The sequence below is a fragment of the Streptomyces sp. NPDC102402 genome, from assembly GCF_044765765.1.
Taxonomy (GTDB): Bacteria; Actinomycetota; Actinomycetes; order Streptomycetales; family Streptomycetaceae; genus Streptomyces.
The window spans coordinates 22,652-36,324 of the sequence record NZ_JBIWKR010000026.1; the positions used below are offsets into that span (position 1 = coordinate 22,652).

10 protein-coding genes are annotated in these 13,673 nt (G+C 70.8%); 3 read left to right on the forward strand and 7 right to left on the reverse strand.

Going from position 1 to position 13,673, the window contains the following annotated elements:
* Nucleotides 1–58: 58 nt before the first annotated feature.
* Both ACIRJR_RS35835 and ACIRJR_RS35840 read right to left on the reverse strand, forming a co-directional pair.
* Nucleotides 59–2,134 carry an MDR family MFS transporter gene (locus ACIRJR_RS35835; RefSeq protein WP_403788741.1) on the reverse strand — a complete coding sequence of 692 codons (2,076 nt, stop codon included), beginning with the start codon at nt 2,132–2,134 and terminating at the stop codon, nt 59–61.
* A 55-nt stretch (nt 2,135–2,189) separates the two neighbouring features.
* The gene (locus ACIRJR_RS35840; RefSeq protein ID WP_403788743.1) at nt 2,190–3,026 is read right to left on the reverse strand and encodes a hypothetical protein; all 837 of its coding nucleotides are present in this window, start codon (nt 3,024–3,026) and stop codon (nt 2,190–2,192) included.
* A gap of 106 nt (nt 3,027–3,132) precedes the next feature.
* Between ACIRJR_RS35840 and ACIRJR_RS35845 the strand changes: the two genes are divergently transcribed.
* The 3 genes from ACIRJR_RS35845 (at nt 3,133) to ACIRJR_RS35855 (ending at nt 5,901) form a co-directional block, all read left to right on the forward strand.
* Nucleotides 3,133–4,359, forward strand: a complete 1,227-nt coding sequence (locus tag ACIRJR_RS35845) for a cytochrome P450 (protein WP_403788745.1) — start codon at nt 3,133–3,135, stop codon at nt 4,357–4,359.
* A gap of 317 nt (nt 4,360–4,676) precedes the next feature.
* Nucleotides 4,677–5,186 (forward strand): Pycsar system effector family protein, encoded by a 510-nt coding sequence (locus ACIRJR_RS35850; RefSeq protein ID WP_403788747.1) that lies wholly within the window; start codon nt 4,677–4,679, stop codon nt 5,184–5,186.
* Between the two features lie 7 nt (nt 5,187–5,193).
* On the forward strand, nt 5,194–5,901 hold the full coding sequence (locus tag ACIRJR_RS35855) for a Crp/Fnr family transcriptional regulator (protein WP_403788749.1): 708 nt from the start codon (nt 5,194–5,196) through the stop codon (nt 5,899–5,901).
* Between the two features lie 57 nt (nt 5,902–5,958).
* Here the strand turns inward: ACIRJR_RS35855 and ACIRJR_RS35860 are convergent, their stop codons facing one another.
* Genes ACIRJR_RS35860 through ACIRJR_RS35880 form a run of 5 tightly spaced genes read right to left on the reverse strand, consistent with a single transcriptional unit; the run spans nt 5,959 to nt 13,309 of the window.
* The gene (locus tag ACIRJR_RS35860; RefSeq protein WP_403788751.1) at nt 5,959–7,548 is read right to left on the reverse strand and encodes a hypothetical protein; all 1,590 of its coding nucleotides are present in this window, start codon (nt 7,546–7,548) and stop codon (nt 5,959–5,961) included.
* Between the two features lie 20 nt (nt 7,549–7,568).
* Nucleotides 7,569–8,834 carry a protein phosphatase 2C domain-containing protein gene (locus ACIRJR_RS35865; protein WP_403788753.1) on the reverse strand — a complete coding sequence of 422 codons (1,266 nt, stop codon included), beginning with the start codon at nt 8,832–8,834 and terminating at the stop codon, nt 7,569–7,571.
* A gap of 2 nt (nt 8,835–8,836) precedes the next feature.
* Nucleotides 8,837–9,514 carry a hypothetical protein gene (locus ACIRJR_RS35870; protein ID WP_403788755.1) on the reverse strand — a complete coding sequence of 226 codons (678 nt, stop codon included), beginning with the start codon at nt 9,512–9,514 and terminating at the stop codon, nt 8,837–8,839.
* A 14-nt stretch (nt 9,515–9,528) separates the two neighbouring features.
* The gene (locus ACIRJR_RS35875; protein ID WP_403788757.1) at nt 9,529–11,304 is read right to left on the reverse strand and encodes a hypothetical protein; all 1,776 of its coding nucleotides are present in this window, start codon (nt 11,302–11,304) and stop codon (nt 9,529–9,531) included.
* A gap of 1 nt (nt 11,305) precedes the next feature.
* The gene (locus ACIRJR_RS35880) at nt 11,306–13,309 is read right to left on the reverse strand and encodes a hypothetical protein (protein WP_403788759.1); all 2,004 of its coding nucleotides are present in this window, start codon (nt 13,307–13,309) and stop codon (nt 11,306–11,308) included.
* Nucleotides 13,310–13,673: the final 364 nt, after the last annotated feature.

A 13,673-nucleotide genomic window follows, 5' to 3' on the forward strand; every position in this document is an offset into this window, starting at 1 on the left:
CGCCCCGAGTGGGAGGCCCTCGACCGTCCCCGCTCCTGGGAGCTCTGAGAGGGCACCGTCAGGCCGCGGCCACCGTCCGCTCGGTCGACGGCGCCAGCTGCTGCTCCAGGTCCTCCGCGAGCAGGCGTTTGGCGATCACGTCGACCGCCGCCCGGAGCTGCCGGTCGTCGGGACGGGCGCCGTCCTCGGCCAGCCGTTCGTTGAGCCAGCGGCCCCAGGCCGCCGAGATCGTCGCCGCCTCACGGCTCCCCGCCGCCGTATGGGTGAAGAGACGGCCGTCCCCGGTGAGGTAGCCCTCCTCGATCATGCGGTCGAAGACGGGCACCAGCACCTCCGGCGGGATCCGGTGCCGGGCGGCGATCAGCCTGAGCCCCGCGTGACCGACCATCCGGGTGAAGAGGTCCACCTGCATCACGGCCCAGGCCCCCGCCGTGTCGAGCCGGGTGTCCGACTCCGCCACGATCCGGCGGGCCGTGTCGGGACCGGCCCGGTGCAGAATCCGGGCCACGGCGGATTCGAGGACCCTCGCCGCGTCCCCCGACTTCGGCTGGGCGAAGCCCTCGCCCATGTCCGTCGAGCCCGCCCGGGCACTGTCGCGCAGCTTCACCTGCTTCAGGAAGAGCGAGACGACGAAGCCCAGCAGAGCCACCGGCACCGTCCACAGGAAAACCGTGTGCAGGGTGTCCGCGTAGGCCTGGGCGAGGGGCGCCGTCTGTTCCGGAGGCAGGGCGTGCACGGCCTGCGGACTCTCGGCGACCCGTGCCAGGGACGCCGGATCGCCGCCCGCGCGAGCCGCCTCCTCGACGCCCTGCGTGAGATTAGGCCGCAGCGCGTTGGCGTAGATCGTCCCGAACACCGCGGTGCCGAAGGAGCTGCCGAGCGTACGGAAGAACGTCACGCCGGACGTCGCGGTACCCAGGTCCGCGTAGTCCACCGTGTTCTGCACCGCGATCGTCAGCACCTGCATCGACAGGCCGATGCCGATGCCGAGCACCAGCATGTACAGCGACTCCAGCCAGACACCGCTGCCCGGGCCCATACGCGACAGGAGATAGAGACCCGCCGCCATCACGAGCGAGCCGATGACGGGGAAGTAGCGGTAGTGGCCGGTCTTGCTCACGACGCTGCCGCTGAAGATCGAGGCGGCCAGCAGGCCGAGTACGAGGGGCAGGGTCCGCACCCCGGAGAGGGTGGCCGAGTCCCCGTCGACGTACTGCAGATAGGTGGGCAGGTAGATCATCGCGCCGAGCATCGCGAATCCCACGATGAAGCTGAGGATGGAGCAGACCGCGAACACCGGGTTGCGGAACAGCCGCATCGGCAGCATCGGTTCCCTCGCCCGCGTCTCCACGAGGCAGAAGAGTGCCAGGGCGACGAGTCCTCCGATGAAGAGGCCGATGATGACCGGTGAGCCCCAGGCGTACTCGTTGCCGCCCCAGCTCGTGCCGAGGATGAGCGCGCTGGCGCCGAGAGCGACGAGCGCGATGCCCAGGTAGTCGATCACCGGCCGGCCGGCGGCACGCACCGAGGGAATGTTGCGCGCGGCGGCGAAGACCACCACGATCGCGATCGGCACATTGACGTAGAAGGCCCAGCGCCAGGTCAGATGGTCGGTGAAGAGCCCGCCCAGCAGCGGACCGACGACCGTGGCGACGCCGAAGACCGCACCGATCGCCCCCTGGTACTTGCCGCGGTCGCGCAAGGGGATCACATCGGCGATCAGCGCCATGGAGGTGACCATGAGCCCGCCCGCGCCGATGCCCTGCACGCCCCGCCAGAGGATCAGCAGCAGCATGTCCGACGCGAGTCCGCAGAGGAACGAGCCGGTGATGAAGATGATCGCCGAGATCTGGAAGATCAGCTTCCTGCCGAAGAGGTCGCCGAACTTGCCGACGAGGACCGTCGCCACCGTCTCCGCCAGCAGATAGGCCGTCACGACCCATGACATGTGCTCCGCGCCGCCGAGGTCCGAGACGATCGTGGGAAGGGCCGTCCCCACGATCGTCTGGTCGAGGGCGGCCAGCAGGATCCCCAGCACGATCGTCGCGAAGACGATGTTGCGGCGTCGGGGGTCGAGGACGGGCGGCGCGGTGGCACTCTGCGGGGCGGGGGCCTTCTCGCTGGCAGTGGTCACGCTTGCACCCTCACACCGGCCCGTGCCCCGTGCATGCGGTGAGGGGCCGGACGTGTCAGGCCAGGAGCGTCGTCAGAGAGGCGCTCATCCGGGTGACGAAGGCGTCCCTGACCTCCTCGGGGACCCGGTCGAGCGACAGGTACGGATTGAGGTCCTCCAGCTCGACGAGCAGCAGGTCACCCTCCGGTGTCCGGCAGGCGTCCACGCGCTGGATGCCGTGGGAGAGGGGGTTCCACTCCACGAAGCGGCGGGCGAAGTCCAGGTCCCCGGGGCTCGCCGCATACGGTTCGAGCACCCAGCGCCTGTCCGTGTGCGGTGCGTGCAGGGCGTACTGGAAGTCGTGGTCGACGAAGTAGAAGGACACCTCGTAGCGGAAGTCGATCCGGGGCTGCGCGAGCAGCGTGCCGTCCGCGTCCCCGGGGAGTTCCGGTTCCTCGGTGAACCGCAGCCCCACCGAGTCCGCCCCGAGCTTGGGCTTGACCACGTACCCGGCCGACCGGGGGAGCAGCCCGAGGTCGGCCGCGCGGTCCACGGTCGGGATCACCGGGAATCCGGCCCGGCTCAGATCGACCAGGTACTGCTTGCCGGCCATGTCCCCCCGGCCGTCGAGCGAGTTGTAGACCCGGGTACCCGTCTCCCGGGCCCGGGCCCGGAACGCGTCGTACTCCTCCTGGTAGTGCAGGACGGGACCGCTGTTGCGGACCACGACCGCGTCGAACCCGTCGAGCAGGGCCGCCGCGTCCCGGGGGTGACAGAGCGCGACATCGAAGGTCTCGCGCAGCCGGGACGTCAGGAAGATGTCCTCGTCGCAGTAGCGCCGTCCGCGTGCCTCGTAGGCGAGATCGGTGACGAACAGGACGGAGGGACGGAGCGCGCGGGCCACGGCGATCAAGAATACTCCCGGGGGGTGCTGATTCGAGCGGTCGGTCAATAGCCTTGCTGGTGTTGCCCGTTCACTGCCATGAAGCGCCCTGATCTCTGCCCCACAGGAGTCACACGTGTCCCAGGCGTCGTCACCGCCCGACATTCTCTCGCCCGCCTTCGCCGCCGATCCCTACGGGGCCTACCGGACGATGCGCGAGAGTGCCCCGCTGATCCACCACGAGGCGACGGGGAGTTACCTGGTCTCCCGGTACCAGGACGTCGAGCGTGTCTTCAAGGACCGGTCCCAGGAATTCACCACGGAGAACTACGACTGGCAGCTGGAGCCCGTCCACGGCCGCACGATCCTCCAGCTGAGCGGCAGGGAGCACGCCGTACGGCGGGCCCTGGTCGCCCCGGCCTTCCGCGGCGCGGACCTCCAGGAGAAGTTCCTCCCCGTCATCGAACGCAATGCCCGCGAGCTCATCGACACCTTCCGGCACACCGGCCGGGCCGACCTCGTCGAGGCGTTCGCGACCCGCTTCCCCGTCCTCGTGATCGCCGACATGCTCGGCCTGGACAGGGGCGACCACCAGCGGTTCCACGGCTGGTACACCAACGTCATCGCCTTCCTCGGAAACCTGGCCGGCGACCCCGAGGTCGCCGCGGCGGGGGAGCGCACCCGCCAGGAGTTCGCCGAGTACATGATCCCGGTCATCCAGCGGCGCAGGGAACAGCCCGGCGACGACCTGCTCTCCGCGCTCTGCGCCGCCGAGGTCGACGGCGTACGGATGAGCGACGAGGACATCAAGGCGTTCTGCAGCCTGCTGCTGGCCGCGGGCGGGGAGACCACCGACAAGGCCATCGCCTCGGTCTTCTCCAACCTGCTGTCCCACCCCGAGCAGCTCGCCGCCGTACAGAGGGACCGGTCCCTCGTCGACCGCGCCTTCGCCGAGACGCTGCGCTACACGCCCCCGGTCCACATGATCATGCGGCAGACGGCGGGCGAGGTGGAGCTGTCCGGTGGCACCGTCCCGGCCGGTGCCACCGTGACCTGTCTGATCGGCTCGGCCAACCGGGACGAGGCCCGCTACGCCGAACCCGACCGCTTCGACCTGTTCCGTGACGACCTGACCAGCACCACGGCCTTCTCCGCCGCCGCCGACCACCTCGCGTTCGCGCTGGGCCGGCACTTCTGCGTGGGCGCGCTGCTTGCGCGGGCCGAGGTCGAGGCGGGCGTCAACCAGTTGCTCGACGCGATGCCGGACCTACGGTTCGCCGAAGGCTTCAGCCCGGTCGAGGAGGGCGTCTTCACCCGCGGCCCGGCGTCGCTGCCCGTGCGGTTCACGCCGGTGGGCGTCTGATCGCGGGAACTGCCGCGCGTGCGGTCGGCCTCCATGACGGGCGGGGCCGGCCGCCGCGCTTCCCGCGTGTGCGCGTCGGTCGCCGGGGCGTGGCGGAGCGGCACCGTGGGCACTGTCACTCCAAGGGGACCGGCACGGTCGCACGGACTCCTCCGCGCCGCGCGGCCCTTCGCCCACCACCCGCCGTTCCGGCCCGGAACAGCTCGGGCCGTCGCAAGTCCGAGCGTTTCGCCGCCGGTTGAGGCCGTCGACGGGGCGTCCGTCCGGCCCTTCCCGTGGTTATAGTGGCGAAGGCTTCGAAATCGGGGGATGCCTCAGTGTCGCAGGAAGAGTCCAGGGCCCGCGCAGTGAAGACGGCCTGGCAGATCCATGCCGCGCTCCACGAGTCGACCCGCACGGTCGATGCCAAGGCGTCCTTCGCCCTGGCCATGGAGTCCGCGGTCCTCGCCGGCATCGCCGCGCTGTCGGGCAGTGACCGCGCGCTCGGGCGAGTAGCGGGTTTCGCGGAGTTCGTCCTCTGGTCAGGAGCGGTCCTCATCGGACTGGCCGCGATCCTCGCCGTTCTCGTCGTCCTGCCGCGCCACAACGGTGAGGGCCGCACGCCCGGCCCCGGTCAGGACGAGTTCCTGTTCTACGGCCATCTGCGCCACTGGGCTCCCGAGGACCTCGCGCAGCGGCTCGCGGACACGGACGCCTTGCCCACTCTCAGCCGCCAGCTCGTCGTCATGAGCGCGATCGCCTGGACGAAGCACAAGCGGGTCCAGCAGTCGCTGGTCCTGGCGGTCGCCGGCAGTCTGCTGGTGGCGGCCGTCATAGCGTTCGCCTGAGCCGGCCGTGGACAGCGCGATCCGCCACCGCCCGCGCCGACTGCCCTTCTGGTCGCTGCTCGACGACGACGCCAGGACCCGACTGCTCGCGGCCGGAACAATGACCGCGTTCCCGCCCAGGGAGACCCTGCTGCGGCAGTACGACCTCACCGACCATCTGCTGGTCCTGCGGCGCGGCTGCGCCAAGGTCGCTGCCAACTCCGCCGCGGGCTACCAGGCCGTGCTGGCCATCCGCAGAGCCGGCGATCTGCTGGGGGAGCAGGCCGCGCTGGACGGTGGACCGCGCTCCGCGACACTCACCTCGCTCACCAAGGTCGAGGCCCTGATGATTCCGTCGTCCGCGTTCCGCGAGGCCGCCGGGTCCGTGCCCGTCATCGCGCTCGCGCTGCAGCAGGTGCTCTCCGAGCGCCTGCGCGAGTCGGACGGCCATCGGGCAGCCGCCGGTTCGGAGGCCGTCGGGGCCCGGCTGGCCGCCTTGCTGCTGGAACTCGGCGCCGAGTACGGGCGCCCTCAGGCCGACGGGGCCGTGCTCATCGCTCTTCCGCTGTCCCAGGACGACTTCGCCGGTCTCGTCCTCAGCTCGCGGCGGACGGTCAGCCGTGTCCTCGAGCAGTGGCGCGGACACGGCTGGGTGACGACCGGACGCAACAGGCTGACCATCGACCGGCCGGACGAGCTGAAGCGGCTGAGCGTCTCGGGGGACCAGGGCGCTTAGGCCGCTTCATACCGCGCAGGGCGGGGACTTCGTGCCGCGCGGGGCGGGGACCCGTCGTCACACCTCGTCCCAGGACATCGTGGTCAGCCCGTGCTCTTCGGCCAACGGGTTCCAGGCCGCAACGAAATCCTTCTTCGCACGCGTCGCCCGTGTGCTGGCGCGGGACGCATCCCGCCAGTGCGACGAGGACATCACGGCCCGGGACGTGCATCCACCCACCACCTTCTCGGCAAGGAGGGCATAGGCGCGGTCGGCATCGGCCGACGCCTGCCAGCCGGACCGGAGATCCGCCGTCATGGACGAGGACAGCAGATCCGGATCGAGGTCCTTGAGATCCTGCACGAGCGCGTCACGCTCGGTCGCCGCGTCATCGAAAACGTGCTTGATCTCGCGGAGCTCGGAGCTGCCCGGACAGGTGGTCATGCGGCTCACCGCCGCGCCCACATCACTGCGGTTGCCCTCGTTGCGTTCCAGCAGGCCTGCCAGAGAGCGGACTTGGCCGCTCTTCGTCCCCTGGGTGGACGAGTCCGGCCCGCCGGATCCGGAGCTCTCCTCCGAGAGGCCGGTGCTGCTTGCGTCGGAGGGCCGGCTGCCGTCCCCCAACGTGTCGTAGAGATCCGGGCCGTAGACGACAGCCAGGACGAGCAGCACCAGCGCGGCGAACCGTCTGCCTGCTTTCGACTTCCCGGCCACGGGCCCATTCGGGGGTGGGGTGTTGGGCACGAGTGGCGTCGGATGCTGCGGCTGCCCGGGGTTCCGCGTCGGCGGGGCAGTGCCCCCCGGCGGCCCGAAGGGGGGTTGCGGCAGGGTGGTGGGAGCAGTGGTCACCGCGTCGGCCAGCGCCCCCAACCACTGTTCCAGCACCGGCCGCCGGGCAGGGTCGACGGACAGGCTCTGCTCGGCGAGCAGCCCCACCGCCTGGTCCGCGGCCCGTAGGACGGTCACGTCCCGGCCGTCCTGCTCTCCCGCGAAGAGCCTGGCCGCGAGCAGGGCGAACTTGTACGTGTCGCCTGCCGCTCCGCCCATCCGCTCGCCCGGCGGCAGACCCCAGTTGGGTGTCTCCACGGCCGGCAGCGCCCACTTGCCGTGCAGTGACATGGCGTCACAGTCGATGAGGAAGCAACTGGGCGTTCCGTCGAGACAGAAGAGCACGTTGTTCGGTGACACGTCTCCCACGACGGCGCCGAGGGAGTGCAGGCGCACCAGTGTGCCTGCCAGGTCCAGAAGCAGCTCGAACCGCTGACGCGGAGTGATGCTGAAACCCGCCCGCTGGAAGTAGGCCGGGGGGTTCAGGAGGTACTGGAAGCCGGCGGGCTGCGGTTTGTCCGGATCGAAGGCGAATCGCCGGAAGAACCGCTCGGGAATCTGCCGCATCAGGAAGCCGCTCACTCCGGCGGAGTCCGTCACGAGCACGGCCGGCCAGGCCGTGCACTCGGCGAGCCACCTGCCGGTGCCGCGTGGCAGAGACGGAACGAAGCCGGTCATCTCGGAGAGGACGTCGGCCTTCAGCGCGGGGCGGATCCGGGTGTGGTACTCCTTGTAGGCCACCGGCCAGGAGCCGTTGATGGTCCTGTTCTCGACCGCCCACACCGAGCCCTGACCGCCGGCGTTGAACTTCTTCCCCTTCACCACGCGACCTGCGTCCATGGCATCTGGGTAGGAACCGGTCATCCCGCTGCCCCGTCCGGCCACGCCCTGGCTGCTCCAGGTCCGCCGCTCTCGTCAAGCCGGTGACGCGGCCAGACGGCGAGCAGGGTCCGGTCGTCGTCGAACGTCTCGCGCGAGAAGTCGAGCAGCTGGGCGACGGCCTGGGGCTCTCGCGGCGGGCGGCCCAACTCGTACGCCATCACCGACCCGATCCTCCCGGTACCGTCGCCCAGCGGATCGCCGAACCCGTCCGTCCCGACCAGCAGCACTCCGTCCTCGGGGAACGTGTACCAGGTCCCCTCGATCTGCGGCGGAAGCCAGGGCAGTGCGGACACCGCGGACGAGAAGACCCCGTCCGCGCGTTCCTCCTTGCCGCCGAGCAGGGGGTGGAAGCTGTTCTTGTGGAGCATCCAGGCGCCGCTGTCCCCCACGTGCACCAGATTGACCTCCAGCAGGCCGCTTCCGGTCAGTCGCACGACACCCGTCACCAGTGTCGTGGCCAGCAGGACCTGGGCCTCGTGCTTCTGCTCGCGGGTCGGCTCCGAGCCGCGCGTCACCCGCATCAGGAGCTGGTACGCCGCAGCGGTCACCACACGCTTCCAGTCGACCTGCTGCCGTTCCTCGTCGAGCTGTCTCAGTACGTCGTCGACGGCGGTGCGGCAAGCCAGCGCCGCGCCCACATGTGACCGGGGGGCCGACGAGACCCCGTCCGCCACCGCGAACACCACTGATCCGGTCGGCTCGTGCGACGCCACCACGATGTCGTCCTGGCGAGGCTGCCCGCCGAAGCGGTGCGCGTCCCCGCGTACGGAGGCGAGCCGGACGGTGAGACCCGGCGTGGACCAGCCGTCGAAGAGGGTGTCGGGGCGGTAGGGGTCCGCCGGCGGCGGCTTCGGCTCGAACCGGGCAGCCGGACGGCCCAGGATGAAACGCGACCAGGCTGGAATCTGCGCCCCCGGGAGCCGGGGCTCCCGCGTTGCCCGCGCGGGGACGGGGGCGACCCGAGCCTGCCCCTGGTGCGGCGACGAGGACGCCGTCTGCTGTCCCTGGTCAGCCGGAGCCCGGTGACCGGCCGACGGCCCTGGCGCGGTGGACGCGTCGTGACCGGTTGCGGGTGGGAGACGCCCGGGGAGCGCGGGCCCGTTCACGGGATGCCGCCCGTCGTCCGGCGCCGGGTCGTCCGGTGCCGGGCCCTGCCCCGGGAGCGCGGGTGCACCGGACGGACCTGAGGGGCCGGCGGAGGCCGCGGGCTCGTCCTCCTGCCGGCGCCCGAAGAAGCTCGGCACGCTCACACCTCGTCAATCGCGAGCCGGAAGCCTTCGGGTCGCTCTACCACCAGTTCGGGACGTCCGGACGCCATCGCGTTTCCGGACTCCACCACACTCTTGGTGAGTGCGGTGAAGAACCGGGCGATGGAAGCGCCCAGTTGGGCTCCAGGCACGGAGATGAAGGCGAAGTCCGACTGGGTGGCGACACTCAGCATGGTCTCGGCCTCGGCCTGCCCGATGCCACAGGCGATGATGTTGGGCGCCGCTTTGGTCACCGAGCGGTCGGTGAGCTCCCGGTGCCTGCTCTGCCATGCCTCTCCGGAGTTGGGCTGGCCGTCACTGAGGAAGAACACCGCGGGCCGGTGCACGCGGTAGCCCTGGCTCTTGAGCGTGTCCACATCCTGCGGAATCCGTCTCAGCAGGGCGTCGAAGGCCGCCTCGTAGTTCGTTCCGCCGCTGGCTGTCAGCCGGGGCAGCTCGTTCTCCGCCCGCAGGTCGGCGAGTATCAGCCGTTCGGTCACACTGTTGGCGAATCCCAGCACGGAGAAGCGGACCTTCGCCGCGGCCATCGGTTCGCCGAGGAGGGACCTGTGCAGCGAGGCGAGTCCGGCATTGAGGTCACCGACGTACGGATGCATGGAGCCGGACTCGTCCGCCAGGACGTACACCGGTAACAACTGCCCTTGATTTTCCGCCATGTCTACGAGTCTCTCTACTCGACGTCTTCGATGGGGCTGAGGCCCTGCGGGCGTTCCAGCCACAGCTCCGAGGAGGCCGCGACCGCACTTCGCCCCAGGTGGAGCACGGTGTTCTGGAGGAGCATCGAGAACTGCGCCACAGACTCCGCGAGGCCCGCCCGCGTATCCGCCGCGACAGCGAATTCGGAGGGGGCGGCGATTCGAGCCACTGTCCGCCGGTCGGTGGCGCCGATCCCGCAGGCGACGATGTTGGGGCGGTAACGGTGCCGCATCAGCTCCTCGCGCGCGGTCTGCCACTCGCCGCTGTCCTCCGGGTCACCCACGGCGAGGAAGAAGACGGTGGGGCGGTTGACGTGCGAAGCCTGCTGCTTGAGCCGTTCCGTCTCCAAGGGCACGAGTTCCAGGAGGCGGCGGAACACGGGCGCGTACCGACAGCCGTCCCCCGTCCGGAAATCGGGAACCCCGGTCTGCCATGAGATCTGGGTCAGAGACAGCCGGACGTCGGCAGTGTCGGAAAAGGTCAGCACGGACAGTCGAACGGCCGAGGTCACATCCGGACTGTTGGCGAGCACGGTCTGCAACGACCTCAGCGCGTCGCGGAGTTCGGTGACGCAGCCGGCTGCGGCCGACGAGGTGTCCAGCACGACGTAGACCGGAGCCAGGCCCACCGCGGACCGGCTGTCCGGCGGCTCGGTGGACGGGGAGCCGCCTGGCGCCTGCGCACTGTCGGGCCGGGTGCCGCCCCACGGAGGGGTGGGCGCCGGCGTGGGAGGCCGGCTCGCAGTCGGCGAGGGCTGAGCCGCCGGGGGGAGAGTGTGTGCCGCGGCAGGAGCCGGCTGCGGTGGCGCCCCGTTGCCCGGTGGCAGCATCATCCCGCCGAAGGCAACGGTGGACGGCCCGAGTACGCCCTCACGCAAGCCGGGCACGTCAACCTCGCGCACGATGCCCTTGTCGATCATGTACCGGACCATTTCGACCTGGCGCTGCTCCTGGTCCAGGGCTCGTAGCTGTCGTCCCTCGTCCCAGCGCAACAACAGTTCCATGGACTTCTCGGTGTCGTCCGGATGCTTCGCCAGGTGCTCCAGGATGAGGCCGCGGAAGTCGAACTGCACGGAGGAGAGGGCGGCGCGCTCCCGCTTGTCCCGTGCGATCCGGGCCTCCTGCTCGATGGACCTGACCGCCTCCTGGTGGCGGGTGTTCCCGAGGACCGCGTGGTGCTGCAGCCGCCCCATCTCCGAGGCGCGGCCCGCCTTGGTGCGACCACGTATGAAGGCCCTTGCCGCTTCGTCGGGTTCGAGCTGCACATCGCAGTAGTACAGCGTCATACCCTCGGCCAGCGGCGTGGGCAGCACCAGCGCCCCGTTGATCCTTGCCTGCGCCTCGAACGCCTCATCGATCGCGAACTGCGCGGCATGCGGCCGGATCCTGCTGATCAGATACGGGTAGACGGCGCTCAACACATCGGGAAGATTGCTTCGCACCACCGCCACCGGGTCATGCACACGAAAACCGACGTCGATGGTCGCTTCGAAGCGGTGCGCCTGGTCCTTGCAGGTGAGCGGGGTCCTGGTGAGTTTGGCCGTGCGCCGGTGATCACCCAGGTCCACGACGTAACACAGCTTGTTCTTGCCCAGCCATCGCTGGGTCACCGTCCGGTGGCGCTTCGACTCGACCTCCCACCCGCCGCCGTCCAGCGGATAGACGACCGCGAAGTTCGGCGGCAGGCCGGAGAGGGTTGCGAGCTGTGCACGAGGTACCGGCCGGTTGTTCAGGATCAGTGAGACCGACATGTCACACTCCTTCCAGATCGAGCTGCGCATGAACGACGCCGGCGGCCAGCGGGAGCGGTGCCAGCTCGTCCCGGTCGACCCAGTCGGCCGCACACCGTCGCAGGATGCGGCCCGTCCTCGGATCCCCGTACGCGATCGCGCCCACCATCAGCTGGAACATCTCCCTCAGGGCCGCGTCGTGTTCGGCGAGCGCGGCCCAGTTGCGCAGCACCTGCTGCGCCTCCTCGCCGAAGTCCGCCTGGTTGAGCGACTCACGCCACAGGCCGATGAACGGAGCGCGTAACTCCTCGCGGTTGTGCGCCAGATAGAGGAGGGCGGGCCACTGCTCCACTTCGCCGCCGGTATCCCACTCGGCCTTGCCCACCACCACCTGGGCCGCGACGATCAGGAACGAGAGCAGCGCGGTGGCCCGCCTGCGGTGGTCCGCGGTCCGCTCGTGGAGTGTGTTCAGTACCATTCCCGCCGTGTCCGGGTCACGCGCGAGCAGATCGGTCAGGCTGCGGCCGATAGCCACGGCCACGGTGGCCCGGTCGACGACGGCGAGGCGGACCAGCGCCGAGACGGAGAGCTCGGTGTCCTCGCGCATGCCGTACACGCGTGCCGCCGTCGCCTGCGCGAACGGCGCACTGCGGTCGGCGAACCAGCCCTGCACCAGTGCGTCCGCCCGTTCCGCGATCCATGGGTCGCGCGAGGCGACCTGCAGCGCGTAGGCGACCGCGTCGCGGTACAGCCAGTTGTCGCTCCGGGCCCAGCCGTGGAGGAGCTGGTCGCAGAGGTAGGTGTAGGACTCGGCCGCGATCGCCCCCAGTGCCGCCGCCGCGTAGACCCGAACCTCTTCCGCCGATTCCACGACCAGCTCGGACAGCCAGCTCAGCAGTTCGCCCTGGATCTCGTACTGGGTCCATGCGTGCCGGATGATCCGTCTCGGATACGAGGGATCCTTGTACTCCAGCGCGCGGCCCGGCTCGCCGTCCTCCTTCGTCGTGTCCCGGGCCCGCAACCGGGTCAGCTGTGTGCGGCGCGGGGCGGCGAAGGGGTCCCTGACACGGGGCAGGTCACCGTCGGGCCCGGCCATCAGCACATGGGGGCGGTCGTCCTCCAGCCGCTCGCGAAGGGACCGGGCCGCTGTGGCTATGTACTCCTGCGGGAGGCCGTTGAGGACTGCGAGAGCCAGCGCGAGACTTCGGACCGCGGGCTCCCGAAGGCTCTCGACCCAGATGTCGAAGTCCTCGTCGGCCTGCCGGGCGCGGCGCTTCTTGATGTTCGCGGGATCCAGCTGGCCGGTGTCCCACTCCTCCATGATCGCGGACGCCAGGTCGGCCGCCTGCTTGCACGCGGGGTCGCCGTCGAGCAGTTCGTCCAGCAGGTTCCCGATGCCGACGTCGGCGAGGAGCCGGTCCCGGACGGCGTCGCCCAGCCGCCAGCGCAGATGGGAGGAGACGATGCCGCGCTGGTCGGGTGCCTCGGTGACGTCGACCACGGCGGTCAGCAGCTCACTGTCCGCGACCTCGGTGCTGGAGACGGTCATGACCAGCCATGCCCCCGCGACGGCGAGTGCGCCCTGTACCTTCTCGTACACTTCCCCGCGCAGTCCGGCGATCGCGGACGGCTGGTCGAGCAGGAAGGCCGCACCGCGCTCGATGGAGTCCGTGCCGCGCTCCAGGAGATCGGCGAGGGATCCGAAGTCGACATCGCTGTCGAGGTGGTACTTCGTGGTGGCCCCCATGCCCTGGAGCAGGCGCACGGCCATGGCCGTCTTCCCGTAGCCGGGAGCGCCGCGCAGGATCAGAAGATGCCGGCCCGCCAGTGCCTCGCGGGCGGCCGGAAGGCCCGGAGGCGCCTGGTAGGCGAAGCGCACCCGCTCGTCCAGGAGCGGGGAAATGGTCCGCAGGCGCCGCTGGGCACCACCGAGGAGCAGGACGTACTTGTCGCCTCCCACGACATCGCCCTCGACGTTGGCGAAGGCGTTGCGCACCCGGTCGTGGCGTAGGGAACCCTGCCCCATCCGGCCTGTGGCCTCGTAGGACTCGGCGCCCGGACCGGACCGGGGAGGCTCGCCCGGGGTGCCGTCCCCGCCGACCGCGCCGTCCGGGGCCTGGGCCGGAGCTCCGGCGTCCTGGCCGGGCGCCTGTGCCGGGCCGGACGGCGCAGCGGCGTTGCCCGCCGGGCCGCCCGGCCCGCCCCCCGAACCGGGGGGGGGGGGGGCGGGCCCCCGGGCGGGGGGGGGGGGGCCCCCCCCCGGGGGGGGGGGGGGGGGGGGCGGGCCCGGGGGGGGGGGGGGGGGGGGGGGGGGGGGGGCGCCCGCCGGGGCCGGGGGGCCGCGCCCGCCCCCCCCCACCCCCCCGCGGCAGCCAACTCGCGGCCCCGCG

Excerpts from the sequence above, each read along its gene's own strand:
- ACIRJR_RS35880 (WP_403788759.1), bottom strand. The coding sequence starts at position 13,309 with ATGGGGCAGGGTTCCCTACGCCACGACCGGGTGCGCAACGCCTTCGCC.
- ACIRJR_RS35875 (WP_403788757.1), bottom strand. The coding sequence starts at position 11,304 with ATGTCGGTCTCACTGATCCTGAACAACCGGCCGGTACCTCGTGCACAG.
- ACIRJR_RS35860 (WP_403788751.1), bottom strand. The coding sequence starts at position 7,548 with ATGGACGCAGGTCGCGTGGTGAAGGGGAAGAAGTTCAACGCCGGCGGT.
- ACIRJR_RS35870 (WP_403788755.1), bottom strand. The coding sequence starts at position 9,514 with ATGGCGGAAAATCAAGGGCAGTTGTTACCGGTGTACGTCCTGGCGGAC.